This window comes from Arsenophonus nasoniae DSM 15247 (assembly GCF_000429565.1).
GTDB lineage: Bacteria > Pseudomonadota > Gammaproteobacteria > Enterobacterales > Enterobacteriaceae > Arsenophonus > Arsenophonus nasoniae.
Genome location: NZ_AUCC01000037.1, coordinates 1 through 22,896, shown reverse-complemented (window position 1 = coordinate 22,896; position 22,896 = coordinate 1). Strand labels below are relative to the sequence as shown.

Genomic DNA, 22,896 nt, shown 5'->3' with positions numbered 1-22,896 from the left:
TCAAATAACAAATAGTTTTTTTATATTATTAAAAAATAATAAATTCATTCAAAAATAAGAATTACTTTATAAAAAATAATATATTTTTTATTACACTATAATGCATAAATCTATTTATTTTGAATATATATAAAATTAAAGTTACACAATACAGTAGCAAATAAATTTGTTCATTTACACTAACCCAAAGCCAATAAAGATGGCCTTTAATGTTATTATTAAAGACCATCCAAAATGGTTTTATATCAGTTCAGTCACTCTTGTTTATCTAACCATTCGGTATGAAAAATACCTTCTTTATCAATTCTTTTATAAGTATGAGCACCAAAATAATCACGTTGTGCTTGAATTAAATTTGCCGGTAAAACTGCCGAGCGATAACTATCATAATAAGAAATTGCTGCCGTGAGCGTGGGTAACGGAATACCATTTTGTACACCAAAACAGACAATATCACGTAATGATTGCTGATATTCATCAGTAATACTTTTAAAGTAAGGCGCTAACATCAAGTTTGCTAAAGATGGGTTTTGACTATAAGCGTCGGTAATTTTTTGCAAAAATTGTGCCCGAATAATACAACCAGCACGAAAAATCCTGGCAATTTCACCATAATTTAACTGCCATTGATATTCATCTGATGCCGCTGTTAATTGCTGAAAACCCTGTGCATAGGAAACGATTTTACCTAAATAAAGTGCCTGACGCACTTTTTCAATAAATTCCTGCTTATCACCTTTAAATGGATTAACCACTGGTCCAGTCAGTATTTTTGCGGCAGTCACTCGCTGCGCTTTTAAAAAAGAGAGATAACGTGCAAATACTGATTCAGTAATCAGCGTAACCGGCACTCCCAGGTCTAAAGCACTTTGACTGGTCCATTTTCCGGTTCCTTTATTAGCGGCTTCATCCAATATAACATCAATCAAATAATTATTGGTTTTGTCTTCTTTCTTACGAAATATATCCGCCGTAATTTCGATTAGATAACTACTTAATTCACCTTTATTCCATTCAGTAAAAATATCGGCTAATTCTTCATTAGTTAACTTTAATGCGTTTTTGAGGATAGAATAAACTTCAGCAATAAGCTGCATATCACCATACTCGATGCCATTATGTACCATTTTTACATAATGACCTGCACCATCAGGACCAATATAGCTTACACAAGGCTCACCATCTGCCTTAGCTACAATTTGTTGCAAGATAGGTGCTACTAAGTCATAAGCCTGTTTCTGCCCACCAGGCATAATAGAAGGCCCTTTTAATGCACCTTCTTCACCGCCAGAAACGCCGGTTCCAATAAAATTAAATCCTTGCGCTGAAAGTTCTTGATTACGTCGAATAGTATCCTGAAAATAAGTATTACCACCATCGATTAGGATATCACCTTTATCCAGATAAGGTGTTAATGAAGCTATAGTTTTATCCGTCGCCTCACCCGCTTTTACCATTAATAAAATACGACGTGGTTTTTCTAATGAATCAACAAATTCCTTAATCGTATGACAAGGGATTAATTTTCTACCTGGGTTTTCATCGATCACTTCATCGGTTTTTTCTTTAGAGCGATTAAAAATCGAAACAGAATAACCCCGGCTTTCAATATTAAGCGCTAGATTACGCCCCATAACAGCCATACCCACTACACCAATTTGTTGTTTTGACATGAAAAACTCCTGTCTGACAATTCATTACCCACAAGTTAACGAGCAAATATATTTTTACGTATTGATATATTAACTTACTCTATAGTTTGGTGATAGTAATTTAATGCCTTTAACAACACGATATTTTGGCTAAAAGCAATTAAAAAAACGTTATTATATTGAAATTTTTGTTCAAAGTGCCCATTATTCTAAAGGTCGGCATAAGCCGTCATATTAGAGGGTAAAATAAATTTTATGGAATGGATCGCTGATCCTACGATGTGGGCGGGGCTTCTTACTCTTATCGTACTCGAAATCGTGCTTGGCATTGATAATTTAGTTTTTATCGCTATCTTAGCTGATAAATTACCAGCTAAATTACGTAATAAAGCAAGAATAACCGGTTTAACATGCGCACTATTCATGCGTGTTATCTTATTGTTTAGTCTTACTTTACTCGTTTCCTTAACCAATCCTATCATTAACATTTGGGGTCACCCATTTAGCGCGCGCGACATTTTAATGCTTGGTGGTGGGCTTTTTCTGCTTTTTAAAGCCACTATGGAGCTTAATGAGCGGTTAGAAGGTAAAGATAAACAATCTGGCAAACAACGCAAAACAGCCAAATTCTGGGCTGTTGTAGCACAAATTATTGTATTAGATGCTATTTTTTCACTTGATTCAGTTATTACAGCTGTTGGCATGGTTGAACACATTGGCATTATGATTGCGGCAGTCACTATTGCTATGATTTTAATGATTATCGCAAGTAAACCTTTAACCATGTTCGTTAATACCCATCCAACTATTGTTATTCTCTGTCTCAGTTTTTTACTTATGATAGGTTTCAGCTTAGTAGCTGAAGGATTCGGTTATCTGATACCGAAAGGCTATTTATACGCCGCTATTGGTTTTTCTATTATGATCGAATCATTTAATCAATTTGCTTCATTTAATCGACGCCGTTTTTTAAAAGGAAGCAAATCACTACGAGAAAGAACCGCTGAAGCAGTATTGCGGGTTTTAGATGGTCAACATGAACGCGCTGAATTAGATCATCGCACCTCTGATTTGATTGCTGATAATAATGGCATTTTTGATCCACAAGAACGACAAATGATTGTTCGTTTATTAGGATTCGCTCAACGTAATGTTAGTAGTATTATGACTTCGCGCCATGACGTTGAATATATTGATATCAACAAGCCTGCGGATAAGCTACTTTCATTGTTAGAAAAAACACCCCATACACGGCTTGTTGTTACGGATGAATCAATAAGCGATGAGCCTGTCGGGGTTATACATGTTATCGACATATTAAATCAACAATTGAAAAAACAAAAACTTAACTTACATGCCCTAATTACTCAACCACTCATTTTTCCTGAAGGCTTATCACTACTTCAAGCATTGGAACAATTTCGTAAAGCTCATACTCATTTTGCCTTTATTGTTGATGAATTTGGCTCTGTCGAAGGGATAGTTACGCTGACAGATATTATGGAAACTATCGCCGGTAATATGCCAATCAGTGAAGAAGAGGTGGATTCTCGTCATGATATTCAACAATTAGAGGATAGTCGCTGGGTTGCTAATGGTTTTATGCCTTTAGAAGATCTGATCCTTTATGTGCCAATTTCACTTGATGAAAAACGTGAATATGAGACGATAGCCGGATTATTAATGGAGCATTTACAACGAATGCCGATTGTTGGTGAACGTATTAAAATTGAAAATTGGATTTTTGAACCGTTGGAAGTAACCAGCCACCGCCTTAAAAAGGTATTAATCACCCCCCTGCAACTGGCTAAAAAAGATGTTAAACAAAACATAAATTTAACGCGCTGATCATGGCGCGTTAAATTTACTACCAAGATTTAACCTAATGTTGCAATTTAACTTCTTTTTCTAACCAACTATCTAATGCTTTTTTAGCTTGTGATTGAAACTCATCGCGCAGCAATTTTTCAATATTCAATTGATATTGTAAATTTTGCCACTTACCATAAATACGCAGAGGAATGACCAATTTTTTCAGTTTATTAATAAAATTATCATCCCCATGCCAGCCTTTATTGATGTTAACCAACAATTTCACGTCTGCAGATTTGCTCGCTAAATTTAACCAACCGTTACCATCAATACTGATAGCTTCAGAAGAAGCAACCAAATTTGTGAACGACAACAAACCTTTATTAAGTTTTGTATCAACGTTTAAATTTTGAATTTGAGTATTATCTGTAAGATTTTGGGGAGTATTAACTTTATCAGTAAGGCGTGAAAAAGCGTGTTGGATTAATGAAGTTATATTTAATCCTGTTAATTGTGCTTTGGATAATATTACATTAGCATTACCGGACCAAAAATTTAGCACCGCAAATTTACCATAACCAGGCCCCGATAAGTTCGCGGCTAATATCAGTGAACCATCTAGTTTATCAGGCATGTTAAATGCTTGAAGTAAAGGAGCCAACTTAACATTATTAAATTTAGGTTTAGCCGTGACAATAACCGGACTATTTTCATAATTTAAACTAACAGGTAGATCAAAATTTCCCCCTAATAATCCACCTTCTAGCTGACTAACATTTAATAACGCTTTTTTATTGGTTATCTTAGACTTGAAGCTATCAACAATTAAACCTCGATATATAAGTTTATCGGCAGAAATTGTCGCTTGAAATGGAAATTGCTTTAAATAGCCTAAATCATAACTATCGGTATTAGCTGTAGCAATAACAGGCTTAGTACTTATCTGAGGCGTTATTTTTGTCTCTATCAGAGGCTGCAATAAAGGTTGCCAACCTAAAATCTTATCAAGATCCAGTTTAGTGGAAGCAATATTTAATTGATAATCTGGTGATTTACCTAACTGAGCAACTAAATTGCCAGTTAAATGATTATCGTTAACGTTAATAGCTAAATTTGAAAGAGTTAATACGGGTTGTTGATCACGCAAATAATTAAACAATAAAGTCGCATCGCCGCTAATTCCACCTGTTGGTAAATTAATACCACTCATCTTATATTCTAATTGATTGATTTCGCCAGCAATCTGATGCGGATAATCTGCAATATTAAGTATACTTTTTAAAGAAAAAGTTAGATCTTGCTGATCCTTACTCACATTGCTGCTAAAGTTAACGTTAATAAAATGATCATCCTGCCTACTCAGTGATAACATAATATTACGCATATTTAACTGAGTATCATTATCCAACTGCCAAATTAATAAACTATCGGTTAATTTAATTTTATTAATTTCAAATAACCATTTACTAGCATTATTATTTTTTCTACTAATATGGTTAAGACCTTCCGGTGCAATGGGATCATCTTGATTTAATTTTGCTGCACTGTCTGGCGTAGAGCGCAAAACTGCACCACTAATTACAATCTGTTCAACTGAAAGTTGATGGGAGATTAGCGGCCATAACGAAACATCAAGCCGCATGTTATCTGCACTAATGGCGGGCTTGGTAGCGCCGGGGGCAGTGAGTGAAATCGGCCCAGTAATAATACTTAGACTGGGCCATACATGCCAACGCATTTCGCCTTGAAAAACCAAATGATAGCCACTTTTTTGTTCAACTTTATCAATTAAATAGTGACGAAAATCATTGGGATTAACGAGCAACACTAGCGTGGTTAATCCTGCCAAAATAACCACTATCAGGATAGCTAATGTTGTCAAAAATCGTTTCATCACTGTCTCCATCAATGGTACTCAAACAACCAATTAATGACTTCATCATAAGATAAAGCTTATTTCCCGTAACCTGAGAAAATAGAATTATTTTGGTTATAGCATGATCTCAGCGAAACACCGAATTAATTAACGTAAAATATCACAATTTATAATTATTATTACCCTCTTCACTAATTCTACTCCCTACCGCACCTTGTTGATTCTTATACTTTGCATCCTGACGACGATTATAGGGACGATCAGCTGAACCAGATAAGGCTTCAAAACTTAATGCACCAATAACCATACCCGGACGTAACGCCAATGGCAGTTTGCCTGAATTATAAAACTCTAGCACAATCTGACCACACCAACCGGGATCAATACGGTGAGCAGTAACATGCACCATTAACCCCAAGCGAGCAAGAGAAGAACGACCATCAAGCCAACCAACAACATTATCAGGTAAGGTGACTGATTCTAAAGTGACCGCCAATGCTAATTCACCCGGATGCAAAAAAAACGCATCATTATGGTTTAAAGTGATTTCATCGCTCATCACCCGATCCAATGCAGCATTAACTTCATTTTTCGGCCCACTAAGATCAATATAAGGTGCCGTATAGCCCTGAAATACTCGAAATTTATTGCCTAGACAAACGTCAACTGTTGCCCCATTGATCCGTTCGATTGATGGGCGTGGTTCAATAACCAATTTTTTTTCATCAAGCCATTTAACTATATCGCGGTCACAAAGTCGCATTTTTCCATCTCCTTGCGAGAATGCCTAATCTATTTATAGATTTACTGGCAGAACTCCCCTATTTTAGCTTTTAGAATATCAATCGCCACCCGATTTTTTCCACCTCGAGGGACAATAATATCTGCATACTGTTTTGATGGCTCAATAAACTGAAGAAACATTGGACGGACTGTTTTAGTATATTGTTCAATAACAGAATCTAATGTTCGCCCTCGTTCATTTACATCTCGTTTGATTCTTCTTACTAAGCAAATATCCAGTGGTGTATCAACATAAATGGCAAAATCCATATTTTTGCGTAAACGCTTATCCGTTAATAATAAAATACCTTCAATAATAATGACTTTTTTGGGTTGAAAAAAAATGGTCTCAGGCTTACGTGTATGCTGAGTATAATCATATTGCGGCAGATCAATGCCTTTTCCGCTCTTTAACAATTGAAGATGATAACAAAGCAGATCATGATCCATTGAGTTTGGGTGGTCATAGTTTACTTTCACTCGTTCTTCCATCGGAATATCATGTTGATCTCGATAGTAACAATCCTCAGTAATCACACCAATATTATGGTCACCCACTTGAGAAAGTAATTCATGATAAAGCGTTTTCGCAATAAGACTTTTACCTGATGCTGAAGCGCCTGATATACCTACAATAGCGCACTTATGTGCTGTATCAGCCATTTTAAATAACCTGAATTTGAATAAAGGGAATTAATATAATTAAATATTATGATCGCAGGAATTATAAGGGGTTATTTTAGTATCTTCCAGCATTTAAAATTAGGTCTAGCTAATTTTTATAACAAGACCTAACAATAATTATCACCTTATATTTATTTTCAATCAATAAGTCATGGGATTAATCAGTTTAAATAGTCCGAAAAGCAATTTCAGTGGCAATGGTTTCCCCTGCCCAGTACATTTGAGCAGCAATCGTCGAGGCTATTTCCCGATAGATATCAGCAAATTCACCATCTGGATCTCGAATAACCGTTGGTTGACCTTGGTCTAAATCTTCACGCAGCGAAATATGTAACGGTATCTTACCTAATAGCTTACACTGATATTTTTCAGCCAATTTTTCTGCACCACCAGAACCAAAAATGGGCTCTATGTGGCCACAATTGCTACAAATATGTAGACTCATATTTTCAACAATCCCCAATACCGGTACTTTAACTTTGTCAAACATCGCAATGCCTTTCATCGCATCAAGCAAAGCAATATCTTGCGGTGTAGTAACCACAATTGCTGCGGTAACCGGTATATTCTGTGATAATGTTAATTGTATATCACCAGTTCCCGGTGGCATATCGACCACTAAATAATCCAATTCTGGCCATTGGGTATCCTGTAGCATTTGCATCAAGGCCTTACTAGCCATTGGACCACGCCATATCATTGCATTGTCATCATTAACCAAATAACCAATTGAATTAGTTGCCAGCCCATAAGCCATTATAGGTACCATATGATGCCCATCAGGTGAAGTAGGTCGCTGGTTTTTAGTTGCTAACATATTCGGAATAGAGGGGCCATAAATATCTGCATCCAGAATACCTACCTTCGCGCCTTCTTGCGCCAATGCTAACGCTAAATTCACTGTCGTAGTTGATTTACCCACTCCCCCTTTACCTGAACTAATCGCAATAATATTGCGCACCCCATTAATACCCGGCAAATCATTCACTCTACGTAATGTATTGATATTATGACGTAATTTCCACTCTACTGCTTGCGCACCCGCTATTTTTCGTAATTGTGATGTTTTCTGTTCAATTAATAGTTTAAAAGGGGTTTTCCAGGCAAAAGGCATGACTAATTCAATGTGCAAAACGTCATCTAGTAACGCACAATGATATAATGCTTTTAATGTAGTCAAATTACTTTGCAGTGTTGGATGGGAAAATGTGTCCAAAACCTCAGCGACCTGCTGAGTTAACTGTTCTGGTTTTATTTGTTCGAAGGATCCTGAATTCATCGCAGCTCCTTTTATTTAGTATTAAATTATCAACAATTGATCACTGCATCATACCAGAGAACAATTTAATTAAGATAAATAGATAATAAAAACGACACTTATCAATCAAAATTACGATAAAATAATGTTAGATTAGTCATATTCAGGCCTAGCCGGAAAAAATACAATCGGTTAACATCAATTATTGTTCAATTTTATGGAAGTTAAATCCTTACTATGTCTCAAGTCGCGAAAAAACTTTTGGTAACCTGTGCGTTACCTTATGCTAACGGTTCAATTCACCTTGGCCATATGTTAGAGCATATTCAGGCCGATATTTGGGTTCGTTATCAACGAATGCGCGGCAAACAAGTTTACTTTATCTGTGCCGATGATGCCCACGGCACGCCTATCATGCTAAAAGCGCAACAATTAGGTATAACGCCTGAAGAGATGATTAGTAAAGTAAATCAGGAACATCAACACGATCTTGCCGACTTTGCCATCAGTTATGATAATTACCATTCAACTCATAGTGTAGAAAATAAAACATTATCTGAACAAATTTATTTGACACTAAAAAAGAACGGTTTTATCCAAAGCAAAACAATCTCGCAGCTTTACGATCCTAAGCAGGAAATGTTTCTACCCGATCGCTTTGTTAAAGGGAGTTGCCCAAAATGCCAAGCTGCTGATCAATATGGTGATAATTGTGAAGTCTGTGGTGCTACTTATAACCCAACGGAGCTTATCAATCCCCATTCGGTGATTTCTGGTGCAACACCTGAAATGCGCGAGACAGAGCATTTTTTCTTTGATTTACCAGCATTTAGTAAGATGTTGCAAACTTGGACACGCTCTGGTGCTTTACAACCACAAGTGGCGAATAAAATGCAAGAGTGGTTTGAAGCAGGTTTACAGCAATGGGATATTACTCGTGATGCCCCTTACTTTGGTTTTGAAATTCCTAATGAACCGGGTAAATATTTTTACGTCTGGTTAGACGCACCGATTGGCTATATGGGAACATTTAAAAATCTATGTGAAAAACAACCTGATATTGATTTTGCTAGCTTTTGGCAACAAGATTTTACAGCCGATCTCTACCACTTTATCGGCAAAGACATTGTCTACTTCCATAGTTTATTTTGGCCAGCAATATTAGAAGGCAGTGGTTATCGTAAACCTACCAATATCTTCGTTCACGGTTATATCACTGTTAATGGCGCAAAAATGTCCAAATCACGAGGCACTTTTATTACCGCGCGCGCCTATTTAGATCAGCTGGATGCTGATTGTTTACGTTACTATTATGCCGCTAAACTTTCATCCCGCATTGATGATATTGATCTTAACTTAGAAGACTTTGTTCAACGGGTTAATAGCGACATTGTGAATAAAGTCGTTAACCTTGCAGCACGCAATGCCGGATTCATTAATAAACGCTTTCATAATAAGTTATCATCACGCCTTGCGGCTCCCGAGCTTTACCAGCAATTTATTGCCGCAGCAAACAAAATTGGTCAAGAATTTTGTCAACGTGAATATAATAAAGCAATTCGTGAAATTATGTTACTTGCTGATCTGGCCAATCGTTATATCGATGAGCAAGCCCCCTGGGTAGTTGCAAAACAAGAGGATCGCGAACAAGATTTACATGACATATGTTCTATGGGTATCAATTTATTCCGGGTGCTAATGACTTATTTAAAACCCATATTACCGGGACTTACCGGCCGGACAGAAGCTTTTTTAAATATTTCACTCAACTGGGATGATATCAACAATCCATTGCTAAATCATGAAATTACGCCATTTAAAACTTTATTCCAGCGAATTGAAATGCACAATGTCACCGCAATGTTAGCGGCATCTAGTGAAAATATAACGGCGCAAACGATGACTAATCAAACAGATTCAGAAAATCCTAGTCAAGAGGTAATCAGTTTTGATGACTTTAACAAAGTAGACTTACGCGTTGCTCTAATTAAGCAAGCTGATTTAGTCGAAGGTTCCGATAAGCTGCTAAAACTACAATTAGATTTAGGTAATAGCAGCCGACAAGTTTTTTCGGGTATTCGCGCGGCTTATCCAGATCCTAAAGTACTAGAAGGTCGCTTAACAATTATGGTTGCTAATTTAGCGCCAAGAAAAATGCGCTTTGGTGTTTCCGAAGGAATGGTATTAGCAGCCGGCCCTGGTAACAAAGATATTTTTCTATTAAGTCCTGATGCTGGCGCCAAACCTGGCATGCAAGTAAAGTAGATTAATAATAAAAACATTAAATAAAAATGGCGACAATAGTATTCTCGCCATTTTTCATCTCACTTATGCCAGCAACCTAATACATTAAGTGAGTTAATTGTATTATCAGTATGTTTTGTTATAGGACTGGTATTATGTTGATTTCTAAAAATATCCTTTATATTAGTTGGCAGTATCTACGCGCTTTTTTACTCATTTATCTCTGCCTAATAATAGGAAACCTAATTTCAACTTTACTACCTTTTTCTCTGCCAGGTAGTATAATCGGCATGCTGATCTTATTTAGCTTGTTAACAATCCAAATCATACCTGTCCGATGGATACAACCAGGCTGCCATTTATTGCTAAAAAATATGACAATGCTATTTATTCCTATCGGGGTAGGCATAATGAATTATTATGATACGCTTAGCCAACAAATTATCCCTATTTTGCTTTCCTGTATTGTAAGTACATTGATTATTATGATTATTGTTGCTTATAGCTCACACTATATCCATCGTGAAATTAGCATCAATACCTCGGATACTGATAAACAACAGAGTAAAAAATAAAATTCAGCCAAAAAAAATTGGCCAAATAACGAGTAATAATAATGTTAAATCATATTTGGTGGTCACTACCTTTTACCATTATCGTTTTCTTATTAGCGAGAAAATTATTCCAAAAATTTAAACTGATCATTTTAAATCCTTTGTTAATTTCGATCGGAATCATTATTCCTGTTTTATTGATAACGCAGACTTCTTATGACCATTATTTCTCTGGTAGCCGTATTCTGAATGATTTGTTACAGCCGGCAGTTGTTGCCTTGGCTTTGCCATTATATGAACAGTTACATCAAATTCGTGCCCAATGGAAATCCATTATTAGCATTTGTTTTATTGGTAGTCTGATTGCCATGATAACCGGAACCACTATTGCCTTATGGACAGGTGCAACCGTCGAAATGGCCGCTTCCATATTACCAAAATCAGTGACGACACCCATAGCTATGGCTGTATCAGAGGCTATTGGCGGCGTGCCTGCCATTAGTGCCGCTTGTGTAATCTTAGTTGGTATTTTTGGCGCTATGTTTGGGCAGTTACTGTTTAATTTCTTGCAGATAAAAAACCCTATCGCTCGAGGATTAGCGATGGGAGCGGCTTCACATGCAGTAGGTACGGCGCGCAGCGCCGAGATAGACTACATTGAAGGTGCATATAGTTCTCTCGCATTGATGACGTGTGGCATCATTACTTCATTAATTGCCCCTTTTATTTTTCCTTTACTAATTCAATTATTACATTAAGCCATCATCTATAAACTATAAAAATGACTCAGCAAAACAATAAACCGTTCTATATTTTTATCTGTAGAAAATCTAATTCCACTAGCAGGTGCTAATTTTAGGGTTTATAAATTTAGATCAAAGCTAACCAATAGCCACAGCGAGCTTTGACAATGTGTTAGGTCAAGTTATTACCGGTAATTTCTGCTTATCTAAATATCGTATTTACAAACTTACCCCCTTCTGAGTATTATAAGTCTTATCTAACAATAAGCGGTTAAATTGATAAGAGAGGCGTATGTTAATAAGTAAAATAGTCCTAGTTGAGCTCTCTTTCGCTATTATGTAATCACAGGCATAGATGATGAGGAAATTCCTTATTTATAGCTTACTGACCATTATAGTAACAGCAATCGTTGCCATTTTAACATTCGATCGGTGGATTAGCTGGAAAACTGCTGATTATATCTATGATGATGTAAAAAAACTGCCACCTCGAAGCGTTGGCATGATTTTAGGCACGTCAAAATTTTATTCTACCGGCTCACCTAATGAGTACTATAAGTATCGAATTCAAGGCGCCATCAATGCTTACAATAGTGGCAAAATAAAATACTTGCTCGTTAGTGGTGATAATGCACATTATAATTACAATGAACCGATCACCATGCGTAGAGATCTAATCGCAGCGGGTATACCGGCAGCAAAAATTGTATTGGATTTTGCCGGCTTTCGAACACTAGATTCTGTTATCCGAACTCGTCAAGTGTTTGCCACCAATAACTTTACTATTATTACCCAACGTTTTCATTGTGAAAGGGCACTATTTATCGCCATGAAAAAAGGGATAGATGCACAGTGCTATGCCGTTTCTTCACCAAAAAAAATCATTAAAGTTCGTTTGCGCGAGGTTTTTGCCCGTATTAATGCTCTGATTGATCTCTATATATTAAAAAGTGAACCCCGGTTTTTAGGTCAACAAGAATCCATTCCTGCACCGATAAAAATGCCTGATGGAATCAAAGGATATCCTGCCGTTTTACCTGAAGAACTCAAATAATAGTAGCCAGCTCAATTAGCCCATTTGTTATGATTTAAATAATTTAATATACATATTTATATTCAAATCATTTACTCAAATTGGGTCATGTTATTGTTGTATCTGGGCCAACGAACAAATGAAATCGGTGAACATAAATTTGTTATTAAGAGGAAATTAGGATTATACTCATTGCCGTACACAAAAGGAAAAAGAGCCCAGAGTCAGGCTCAAGATGGAAATATTATAAAGCCGAGTTGGCAAATTTTGGAAAACTTATTAGATATAATCATCATCCTATAACCTAAATTTTCATATGAAAAAATTGATAAAACATTTTATAAAAAATAAAATAGCTAATAATGAATACTTTTTACCAAAAATTATTTTACTTTTTATTACCTTTTCTTTTATACATTGTGGATTAGGCTATCAAGCAAAATTTATTTATACAATTGGTGTTGTAGCTTTTTTAGTTTTTATAAATAGAGTTAAATTTTTATACATTTCTTTTGTCTGGATATTTACAATTATTTCAACGATATACTTACCTATTGCTATTCTATATGGCCCTCCATCATTTAATATATTAGCATCTTTATTTTATACAAATAAAGACGAAGCTATCGGATTTTTATCATTAATTCCTTATTACTATTATTTATTTTCTTTATTAATTTTATTTTTGGGAATTTTTTGTTCACGATTAAAAATTAAGAAAATAAAATATTTATCATCAATATCATTCATTATTTTTTTTGTGATATTATTATCCACTCCAATTAAAGATTATAGAAAAGAAAGTAGCATTAACCTATTAAATAGTGGCTATCCAGAAATAAAATTTATTAAAGAATTTTATTACTCTCTAATTGAGCTAAATAAAGAAAACAGTAAATTAGAAAAATTGATATATCAAAAAGATGATTTTAATCCTGTGAATAGTAAAAATAAATATAATACTTATGTTATGGTGATTGGTGAGAGTGCCAGACGTGATTTAATGCATTTTTACGGTTTTCATATCAATAATACCCCATTTATGAATTCAATTAATGGTATATTTTTTACTAATTATATATCAGCAGGCGCATCGACTAATATCTCATTAAGCAATACAATAGCAATAAAAGGAAATTTATCAAATAATATTGTATCATTAGCAAATAAAGCTGGATTTAGTACTTATTGGTTATCAAATCAAGGAGCATTAGGAATATTTGATACTCCAATCGCATCTATGGGTAAAAAGGCCAACAAATATCACTTTTTGAAAAAGGGTGATTATGATAATAGTAATAATTCTTCTAATGACACTGGTTTATTGCCATTTATTAAAACAGCAATAAATGACAATAAAAAAATAAGTTGATAATTATTCATTTAATGGGAAGTCATCCTCCTGCTTGTAATAGAACAAACGACTATTATGAAATTTTTTATAAAAGTAAAGATGTTTCATGTTATATACAAAGTATAAAAGAAACAGATAACTTGCTATCGAAAATATATAATGAACTTTCACTAACAAAAACAAAATGGTCTATGATGTATTTTTCTGATCATGGGCTTTCTTATGCGAATAGAAATGATATTCAACAATTAAGAATTATGCATGGGAGTAGTTATAGACAAAACTATGAAATTCCATTTTTTATTACGTCTTATGATTCCAAAGAAAAAATATATATTAAAGAAAAAAGAAGTGCCCTTAGTTTTATGAGTTTATTTTCAGAATGGACTGGTATTGATGATAAAATTATCGATAAAAAATGTCATATAATCTCTAATGATAAATGTGAAAATCAAAACAATATTATTAACTTTCATAATAAGGTAATAAACTACCTTGAGTTCCCCATAGAAAAAAGTATTTAAGCAAGGAGTTTTCCCTTTTAGTATTGGGACTTTGCTATCCAGTCAATAGCTGGAACGATTACGATATCAATATTATTTAATTTTACGTTATAAAAGCACTACATTTTAAATTGGATTCACATATGCTTATTGAGATAGCGCAACGCCAAAAATATTTACCAATAAAATAGCAAAAAAATAGCGCTTTCGCGCAGCAGATCAATTTGCTCAATCCGCTGCTATTTGGCTGTTATAACAAACATTAGTTAGTAATTACGCAGGCGAGAAATGTTACGTAAAAACTCCTGACGGGTATTTTGACTAGATTTAAATAAGCCACCTAGCGAGGTTGTCATTGTGCTGCTGCTTACATCACGAACGCCTCTGGCTTTAACACAATAGTGAACGGCATCAATCGAAACAGCAACATTAGCTGTGCCTAATAAAGTTTGGAGCGCAATTAAAATCTGTTGGGTTAAACGCTCCTGAACTTGTGGCCGTTGAGAAAAGAATTGAACAATACGATTAATCTTAGATAAACCAACCACTTTTTCCTTTGGAATATAGGCCACTGTCGCCTTACCATCGATGGTAACAAAATGGTGCTCACAGATACTGGTTAAAGTGATATCACGAACCGTCACCATTTCGTCAAAATCCATTTTGTTTTCGATTAAGGTAATTTTAGGGAAGTTATTATAATCGAGCCCAGAGAAAATTTCGTCAACATACATTTTAGCAACGCGCTTCGGTGTTTCCGCTAAGCTATCATCGCTAAGATCCAGATTAAGTAAACGCATAATTTCACCCATGTGCAGTTCAATCTGTTGTTTACGCTCATTTGAGGAAAGAGATTGGCCGCAAAGTGGGGTTTCAAGACCACGAGCTTCGAGTGCTTTACGAACAAGATGCGCTTCTTGACTTAGCGATGACATGCATTTCTCCAACAATAAAATTCAACATATATCCAACTACATATTCAAGCAATGGATAACATTATTCCATTACAATAACCTATCCTAACAAAATATTTTTTATATCGCGCTAATTTTTCATATCAGAGTCATTATTTATCCTTTTTTGCTATCCATCTATAGAAAATTATCTATTATATTTACGCTAAATAATCAATTTACTGACTATATCCTCATTTTAAACTCACAAAACGGCGATTAAATTTTTTGTTATAACATATGTGAGTTTTAACCAGAAAAATCTATTGCTGTAATATAACAGACAAAAATAGCTGTTATTGTGTTCGTTAACTTATTTGATTTGTTATTCACTAAAAATAGCGTTAATTAAACAACTGTTGATTAATCAACAGTTGTTAAGTCAATTATTTTGCCAACTAAAATAGATTTCATCATTAGATAGCAATTTATTTAATTCATATAATTACTCCACCAAAGACGAAACTTCAAACCGATTAAACTACTCCAGCCGGTAGTGGTACTAACCACTTTGCCTTTATAAATAATGACAAAAGTTGGCGTTACACTAATGTTCCATTGAGCAGCATGGGCACCGGTTGGATCATTAACCGTTGGCATCATAAAGTGCTTTTTCCTCAAATAATGCTGTACTTTAGCGTCATCACCTGAACGAAAGGCGACGGTTAATACATTACCACCGTTAGCCGCATAGTCCGCTATTTTTGGGCTGGTAAAACGACAAATGCCACACCTGCTAGCCCAAAAATAGAGCAATAGTGGTTGTTTGGCACTTAACTCTGCCAATGTTACTTGTTTTTCCGCTAGCGTTATTACGGTGTCATTAGCAAAATTATAGGGCGCTTGAGGAGCACGGAAATTATCCAGTAATAGAATAAAAATGACTAGGATCAACAAAAAAAACAGCCCCTCACGCAACCAACGATAAAATTTATTTGTCATTTAAGTTTTTCCAATTCTGTTTTAACTATCCTTTGCAACTGTTCATAACTCACCGCGCCACTCAGCACTTGAGAGCCAATCAATGTAGCTGGCGTACCTTGCACGTCGAGCTGTTGTGCTAGCGCCAAATTGTCGTTAATGGTATCCAGCGTTTGGCTATCAAACTGCATTAAATTAATACCAATTTTTTGCTCTGCTGCTTTGATACTGGCGTCATCATGATAACCTTTCTTGGCCATCAGACGATGGTGTAGCAACCAAAACTTTTCCCTATCCTGTTTCCACAAGGAAAGCGCACTGCGCGCAGCTGTCACTGAACTTTGCGCTCGAAACGGTAGTGGTTTGATAATCAAAGCAACTTGCGGTTGAGACTGGACAATTTTTATCAGTAACGGATCAAATTGTTTACAAAAAGAACAGTTATAATCAGTAAAATAAACCATCACTAATTTCGCATCAGCGGCGCCAAGACGTGGGCTATTCGGATCGTTAAATAGCCTATTTTGGTTTTGTTTAACTATTTTTTCCAACTGTTGCTGACTTTGTTGTTGTCGCTGTTCACGATAAGCATTAGCCGCTTGTACCAGTATTTCCGGATTATTAATTAATGTTTCGCGGATCTGTTCTTGCAAAAAAGCTTTCTGTTCTAATGTAAACAGGTGATTATTAGCTAATAATGGCGTCGTCATTAGTAATAGCAACAAAATGAATTTTTTCATCTTGCATCTCCTTTTGCCTGCTGCAAAATTTGCAATAAGTCATCTTTATTCAACAACGGCGATAGAATTTTCCCCTGCGTCAATCCAGGGCCATAAATCTGGTTAAAGGGAACCGCCAGCATACCGCGTTTTTGTAAAAATTGATTAATGGTGTCTGACGGCTGAGTCCAGTCACCACGCAATGCGACCACATCTTCAGCCTGTAGAGCTTTTTGCACATCACTACGTAGCAACACATTAAATTTGTTAGCTTTACAAGTAACGCACCAGTCAGCCGTTACATCGATGAATACCCGTTTATTTGCCGCTAGTGCCTGGTTAATTGCTGCTTCGGTTAATGGTTGCCACCGGATCTCATCTTTCAGTGATTGCTTGCTGTAGTGTAAAGTAAGCGTAACTAACCCAATAGCTAGCGCAGCACTTCCACCCACAGTAATTGCCCAACGTAATGAATAATGACGTGCACAACTGAACAGTAAAGCCGCTAGTATTAAAAAGCCCAAAAACAGTGTCCAACTTGTACCGATAAATGGAGTGAGCAAACTAAGTAACCAGAGACAGGATGCCAGCATCATAGCAGCCAGCCCTAGACGCAATTTATTCATCCAACGGCCAGGTCGAGGTAGCCGGAAAGCTAGCGTAGGTCTCACCGCAATTAATAACCAAGGTAAACTCATACCCATGCTCATTGCGATAAATAGTCCCCATAATTGCGGTAATGGTGCTACCAGTGCAACAGCAATCGCAGTACCAAGAAAAGGAGCTGAACACGGTGTTGCTAGTAGCGTCGCAAATGCACCGTGTAAGAAATGGTTCATTAACCCATCAGCCTGCAAGTTGGCTAATCGTGTATTAAAATTAGTGGGTAAGCGGAAATAAAACAGTCCCAAGAGATTTGCACTAAATAGCAGAGTGACTATTACCAATAAAGCGATAAACCACGGATTTTGAAACTGAATACCCCAGCCTATTGCTTGATTGGTTAGCCGTAAAATCGTCATCAACAACGCAAGCGCCATAAAAGAGATAATAATACCGCCGCTTGAAGCCAAAAATTGTAATCTTACACTGCGACGATCACGCTGTTGCAGCTGTAAAATAGTACTAAGTTTGAGACCTAACACTGGTAAAACACATGGCATAAAATTAAGGATCAAACCGCCTGCGATGGCGAATAACACAATCTGCCATAGTGGCATTTGTAAGTGATCAGATGCTAGTGGCGCGCCAATGGTGACCGTGCTTTGCTGAGCAATACCTTCATCCTCTATCACTAACGACAAAGTTTTACCCGTCAAATCTGGTGCAACATCGCCCCACTCATCAGTCGCAGGTAAAGTGATCTGCAAACGTTGTCCTTGTAGTTGCAAAACTGGCTTACCAAGGCTGGCTCCATCTGGCATATCGACAAAAACTGCTGGTGCATGCCAGCTAGCGACTCGTTCAGCCAGTACCTGCACTACACCGCTGCGATAACCTGCTGTTAACTTTGCTAGTAATGCGTTTTCTTGTGGGACTTTACCCATTGCGGTAGCGTAATTATGGGCAAAGTTTGCATCAGTGGGTTGTTGTAGATCTAAAGTGAAAGGATAATCGGTTAGAATACAGACGTTGCTGCAGGTTGACAATGTCAAGGTGCCACTTAGCAGTGAGTCAGGTTTTGCTGTTAACTGGATCGGCAGGCTAACACCCTCATGATAGCCTTGAGTACTGATGCCAGAAACATCAAAGCGTTGTGGGGTTGGCCAAAACCATTTTGCCGCAATTGAATTATCTTGCCAGGTGATTTTCGGCGCAATTCCCCCCTCTCCCGGTGTTCGCCAGTAAGTTTTCCAACCCTCTTGTAAACGGATATCAAGTAAAAGGCGCGTAACATCAGCTGCGTTATTGTCAGCGCGTAAACGAACTTCAGCATGACTATTTTGTAAGTTTTTAAGCCAACCGGTGTCGGCTGCAAAAGTAACTGGCAACCATAGCATAAGCAATGCCAGCAGGCTATTACGAAAAAAATTTAGCATATTTTATCTCCGAAAATGAAAATGACTAAGTAATAAACTTGTCAGTATTCATTCCCGGAAATTACAGAGTCGTAAATGAATACGAAGTCGAGGAGATGAAAGTGGAATAGTAAAAGAGAGTAGGACAGCAAAGCGTGGGATAAATACCAGTAACGCTAATAACACACTAAAAATTAGTAGTAGCGCTTCTGTGATCACCGGTGGGATACTCACTAAGGATTTAGTACTCAACTCACAAGGAGTCAGCGAATTATCGATATCATCCTGATGATCCTCTGCAAAAACGGAGGCCTGCCCGCTAGTTACCGGAGAAAATATCAACTGCCCCATAGCAATACGACTAACCATACAAATCATCACGATTAGGTATGCCAAGGCGAGAAACCATTTTGACAGTTGCTGCATTTTTCTCATGCTAACCTCGATAAAAACGAATGTTTATTCTAGCATTGACAATAAATTGTACAACCCCAGACTAGCTAAACCGACGTAATTATTTTATCAGCCTTGATAGTTAAATTAAATTAATCCATAAACAGGCGACAAAGAAGTTATCTACTTTGTCAATAAGCGAGATTATTGGCATAATACGCTGAAAATATTTGGCAAAATTATGCCAATATCAGTCAAAATGGTAGTCTTTTTGGGAGCAAAATATGGAGCATTATCATACCGGCGAATTATTATCGTTGAAGGAAGCATTAAATATTATCTTTACCCTAACTACCCCAATGGCAGAAAAAGAAATTATCCCATTAACAGAATCGATTAACCGCATAACTGCCACAGAAATTATATCGCCCATTAATGTCCCTCCATTTGATAATTCAGCCATGGATGGTTATGCAATACGCTTTAATGATTGGCATGACGCAACTCCGTTGGTTATTGCGGGTAAAGCATTGGCTGGTTCTCCTTTTCGCGAACCGCTGCCAGCAAAATCTTGTATCCGCATTATGACTGGAGCGCCGATTCCCATTGACGTTGATACGGTCATCATGCAAGAAAACACCCTGTTAGCTAATAATGCCATCAGCTTCACACAACCAATAAAACCAGGCACAAATATTCGTTTCACCGGCGAAGATATTCGACAAGGTGATAGCGTATTGCCCATTGGAACAAAACTTTCCGCAACTCAGGTATCTCTTATCGCGTCATTGGGAATAAGTGAAATTGAAGTTTTTCGCCAGTTGAAAGTGGCTATTTTCTCTACCGGCGATGAACTACAAACTATTGGTCAGCCACTAGCTGCTGGTCAAATTTATGATACTAATCGGCTGGCAATACGCTTGATGTTGGAAAAAATGAACTGCCAAGTGATTGATTTAGATATTATTGCTGATGATCCTGACAAACTCTATCAAGCATTTAAGCAAGCGGATCAACAAGCTGATCTGGTTATTAGTAGCGGCGGTGTGTCGGTGGGTGAAGCTGATTATACCAAGCAGATTCTTGATGAAATAGGTAGCATCAATTTCTGGCAACTGGCAATAAAACCCGGTAAACCATTTGCCTTTGGTAAACTAAAATCTGCCTGGTTTTGTGGCTTACCTGGTAATACTGTTTCCGCTATAGTTACCTTTTATCAACTAGTACAGCCGATTATTAATCACCTGTGCGCCTTTACTCAATGGCAAAGCACCCCCTATTTGAAAGCGCGCGCCACCAGCTTGATAAAAACATCACCTGGGCGTCTTGAGTTTCAACGCGGAATTGCCAAAGTAAATACTCAAGGAGATTTAGAAGTAACACCAATGGCACAACAAGGTTCACACATTTTGAGTTCTTTTAACCAAAGTAACTGTTTTATCGTTTTAGCGCAAAATCGTGGCCAGGTTAACGCAGGTGAATTAGTTGATATTGAGTATTTTAATTATTTATTAATAAGTGAATAAGTATGGCTATCGAATTATCTGACCAAGAAATACTGCGTTATAATCGCCAAATTATTTTACAAAACTTCGATTTTGACGGACAAGAAAAATTAAAAGCAGCGAAAGTATTGATTGTCGGAGTGGGTGGGTTAGGTTGCGCCGCTGCTCAATATTTAGCCGCCGCAGGCGTTGGCCAACTGACACTGCTTGATTTTGATACGATCTCCCTATCAAATTTACCACGGCAAATCCTATATAACGACCAATCTATTGGTAGTGCAAAGGTTGACTCGGCCAAAACCACCTTACTTAACATTAATCCGTATATAAAAATTTCTACCATTGATAAAAAATTAACAGAACATGAACTTAATATTTTAATTAAGCAGCAAAATGTGATTGTCGATTGTACGGATAATGTGGCAATTCGCGAGCAGCTTAATCGCCTATGCTTAACGCTAAAGCGCCCACTCGTCTCCGGCGCCGCTATTCGCATGGAAGGACAACTGGTGGTATTAACTTATCAAGATAATACCCCCTGCTATCACTGTTTAAGTCGTTTATTTGGTGAAAATAATCTCTCCTGCATCGAAACCGGCGTTATGTCTCCACTGGTTGGTATTATTGGTAGCCTGCAAGCGATGGAAACACTAAAATTGCTCACTAACTATGGTCAAATCAACAGCGGGAAAGTGCTATTTTATGATGCTATGTTAACAGAATTTCGCACCATTAATTTAATGCCTGATCCTAATTGTGAAATCTGTCAGCCCAGCCAAAAATAGGCTAATATTTATCGCCGTGAGCGCAGCATAGCACTTTGTCACCCTCTATGTTTGTTAATGCTAACTAAGTGAAACATAGCACAGTTATAGTTCATCATAAGTTTTTACTGATGGTGCTGTGTAGTGCAAAAAACGATCAAGTAAATTGGCCGGATTATCATCAACAATCGCCATATGGCGATATTTTTCTTGTAAGAACTTTTCATCAGCCATTTTTTCTATCATAGCCACTAAGGGTGTCCAATAATTATTAACATTTAATAATCCACAAGGTTTCGCATGTAAGCCAATTTGACCCCAAGTAAACACTTCACTAAATTCCTCCAGGGTACCAAATCCCCCTGGTAGCGCAATGAATCCATCAGCCAAATCAATCATTTTCTGCTTACGTTGATGCATAGTATCGACAATATAGCTTTTAGTCAGTCCAGTATGAGAAATCTCACGTTCAACTAATAATTTAGGCATTACGCCAATAACTTGACCACCTTGTTCCAATATCGAATTGGCTAAAACGCCCATAATACCAACGCGGCCACCGCCATAAACCAGCGTTATTTTTCTGTTAACCAGCTCGGATGCTAATGCCACAGCCTGCTGCTGATAGATACCACTGGCTCCTACACTAGAGCCACAATAAACCGTTACACTCTTTATCTTTCCCACATTATCCTCCTTAACTTAAATTCACTAGTTCCAGCCCCAGCAGACATTAATTAAATTTAACAAACGCATAAATACTTTTCATGTGATTTCTTTTTTTAAATTAACATTTATTATAGTGACTATCCTATTGTCAACGATCACCGAAAACTGATCCACTTTTTATCTAAATCCGATCAATCAAAATTGATCCACTGTTTTACTCAGTTATTGCTCCTGAGCGCCGCTTATCTTTCAATCGGTAGCTTTCACCGCTTAATTGCAGTACATGCGAATGATGAAGTAAACGATCAAGCATAGCGGCAGTTAATGTTGCGTCATCAGCAAAAGCACTTGGCCATTGCCCAAATGATAGGTTACTCGTCAATATGACACTGCCATGCTCATAACGCTTGGCAATCACATTGAAAAACAGGTTTGCTTCTTCTCGCCCAAACGGCAGG

General features: G+C 36.8%; 21 protein-coding genes. 9 read left to right on the top strand and 12 right to left on the bottom strand.

All coding sequences use genetic code 11. From position 1 onward, the window contains the following. Positions 1–254 precede the first annotated feature (254 nt). Entirely contained in the window at positions 255–1,673 is a 1,419-nt protein-coding gene (gndA, locus tag G468_RS0109680; protein WP_026822953.1) for an NADP-dependent phosphogluconate dehydrogenase, read from the bottom strand. Between the two features lie 234 nt (positions 1,674–1,907). On the opposite strand from gndA, the gene G468_RS0109675 reads away from it, so the two are divergent. Then, complete coding sequence (locus G468_RS0109675; protein WP_026822952.1) at positions 1,908–3,500, top strand: TerC family protein; 1,593 nt, start codon at positions 1,908–1,910, stop codon at positions 3,498–3,500. A gap of 34 nt (positions 3,501–3,534) precedes the next feature. Here G468_RS0109675 and asmA read toward each other — a convergent pair whose 3' ends face one another. From asmA to apbC, 4 genes are all read right to left on the bottom strand, one after another. Continuing rightward, complete coding sequence (gene asmA, locus G468_RS0109670; protein WP_026822951.1) at positions 3,535–5,358, bottom strand: outer membrane assembly protein AsmA; 1,824 nt, start codon at positions 5,356–5,358, stop codon at positions 3,535–3,537. Between the two features lie 142 nt (positions 5,359–5,500). Continuing rightward, positions 5,501–6,103 (bottom strand): dCTP deaminase, encoded by a 603-nt coding sequence (dcd, locus tag G468_RS0109665; RefSeq protein ID WP_026822950.1) that lies wholly within the window; start codon positions 6,101–6,103, stop codon positions 5,501–5,503. Positions 6,104–6,144: 41 nt separating this feature from the next. After that, on the bottom strand, positions 6,145–6,786 hold the full coding sequence (gene udk, locus G468_RS0109660) for a uridine kinase (protein ID WP_026822949.1): 642 nt from the start codon (positions 6,784–6,786) through the stop codon (positions 6,145–6,147). A gap of 187 nt (positions 6,787–6,973) precedes the next feature. Further along, positions 6,974–8,086 (bottom strand): iron-sulfur cluster carrier protein ApbC, encoded by a 1,113-nt coding sequence (gene apbC / locus G468_RS0109655; protein WP_026822948.1) that lies wholly within the window; start codon positions 8,084–8,086, stop codon positions 6,974–6,976. Between the two features lie 216 nt (positions 8,087–8,302). Here apbC and metG point away from each other — a divergent pair, with 216 nt between their 5' ends. The 6 genes from metG to G468_RS23410 all read left to right on the top strand — a co-directional run bounded on the left by metG (position 8,303) and on the right by G468_RS23410 (position 14,517). Beyond that, a complete protein-coding gene (gene metG, locus G468_RS0109650; RefSeq protein WP_026822947.1) occupies positions 8,303–10,330 on the top strand; it encodes a methionine--tRNA ligase in 2,028 nt (675 codons plus the stop codon). A 134-nt stretch (positions 10,331–10,464) separates the two neighbouring features. Then, positions 10,465–10,884 carry a CidA/LrgA family protein gene (locus tag G468_RS0109645; RefSeq protein WP_135677614.1) on the top strand — a complete coding sequence of 140 codons (420 nt, stop codon included), beginning with the start codon at positions 10,465–10,467 and terminating at the stop codon, positions 10,882–10,884. A gap of 41 nt (positions 10,885–10,925) precedes the next feature. Continuing rightward, on the top strand, positions 10,926–11,621 hold the full coding sequence (locus G468_RS0109640; RefSeq protein ID WP_026822945.1) for a CidB/LrgB family autolysis modulator: 696 nt from the start codon (positions 10,926–10,928) through the stop codon (positions 11,619–11,621). 343 nt (positions 11,622–11,964) lie between these two features. Next, complete coding sequence (gene sanA / locus G468_RS0109635) at positions 11,965–12,660, top strand: outer membrane permeability protein SanA (RefSeq protein ID WP_026822944.1); 696 nt, start codon at positions 11,965–11,967, stop codon at positions 12,658–12,660. A 295-nt stretch (positions 12,661–12,955) separates the two neighbouring features. Continuing rightward, the gene (locus G468_RS20415; RefSeq protein ID WP_051297032.1) at positions 12,956–14,011 is read left to right on the top strand and encodes a sulfatase-like hydrolase/transferase; all 1,056 of its coding nucleotides are present in this window, start codon (positions 12,956–12,958) and stop codon (positions 14,009–14,011) included. A 14-nt stretch (positions 14,012–14,025) separates the two neighbouring features. Beyond that, positions 14,026–14,517, top strand: a complete 492-nt coding sequence (locus G468_RS23410) for a sulfatase-like hydrolase/transferase (RefSeq protein WP_051297031.1) — start codon at positions 14,026–14,028, stop codon at positions 14,515–14,517. Between the two features lie 245 nt (positions 14,518–14,762). Here the strand turns inward: G468_RS23410 and folE are convergent, their stop codons facing one another. The 5 genes from folE to G468_RS0109600 form a co-directional block, all read right to left on the bottom strand. Further along, positions 14,763–15,431: a GTP cyclohydrolase I FolE gene (gene folE, locus G468_RS0109620; RefSeq protein WP_026822942.1), complete on the bottom strand. Its 669-nt coding sequence runs from the start codon at positions 15,429–15,431 to the stop codon at positions 14,763–14,765. A 450-nt stretch (positions 15,432–15,881) separates the two neighbouring features. Continuing rightward, entirely contained in the window at positions 15,882–16,391 is a 510-nt protein-coding gene (locus G468_RS0109615) for a protein disulfide oxidoreductase (protein WP_026822941.1), read from the bottom strand. Continuing rightward, on the bottom strand, positions 16,388–17,110 hold the full coding sequence (locus G468_RS0109610; protein WP_026822940.1) for a DsbA family protein: 723 nt from the start codon (positions 17,108–17,110) through the stop codon (positions 16,388–16,390). Before G468_RS0109610 ends, G468_RS0109615 begins: the two co-directional genes overlap by 4 nt. Then, positions 17,107–19,128 (bottom strand): protein-disulfide reductase DsbD family protein, encoded by a 2,022-nt coding sequence (locus G468_RS0109605; protein ID WP_026822939.1) that lies wholly within the window; start codon positions 19,126–19,128, stop codon positions 17,107–17,109. The genes G468_RS0109610 and G468_RS0109605 overlap by 4 nt, the downstream gene beginning before the upstream one ends. A gap of 48 nt (positions 19,129–19,176) precedes the next feature. After that, complete coding sequence (locus G468_RS0109600) at positions 19,177–19,542, bottom strand: hypothetical protein (protein WP_026822938.1); 366 nt, start codon at positions 19,540–19,542, stop codon at positions 19,177–19,179. Positions 19,543–19,784: 242 nt separating this feature from the next. On the opposite strand from G468_RS0109600, the gene moeA reads away from it, so the two are divergent. Beyond that, the gene (gene moeA, locus G468_RS0109595) at positions 19,785–21,026 is read left to right on the top strand and encodes a molybdopterin molybdotransferase MoeA (RefSeq protein WP_026822937.1); all 1,242 of its coding nucleotides are present in this window, start codon (positions 19,785–19,787) and stop codon (positions 21,024–21,026) included. A 2-nt stretch (positions 21,027–21,028) separates the two neighbouring features. After that, on the top strand, positions 21,029–21,790 hold the full coding sequence (gene moeB / locus G468_RS0109590) for a molybdopterin-synthase adenylyltransferase MoeB (RefSeq protein ID WP_026822936.1): 762 nt from the start codon (positions 21,029–21,031) through the stop codon (positions 21,788–21,790). Between the two features lie 84 nt (positions 21,791–21,874). Here the strand turns inward: moeB and G468_RS0109585 are convergent, their stop codons facing one another. Then, complete coding sequence (locus tag G468_RS0109585) at positions 21,875–22,456, bottom strand: LOG family protein (protein WP_026822935.1); 582 nt, start codon at positions 22,454–22,456, stop codon at positions 21,875–21,877. Positions 22,457–22,652: 196 nt separating this feature from the next. Further along, on the bottom strand, positions 22,653–22,896 hold a 244-nt coding region (locus tag G468_RS0109580), incomplete at its 5' end, for an ATP-binding protein (protein WP_026822934.1).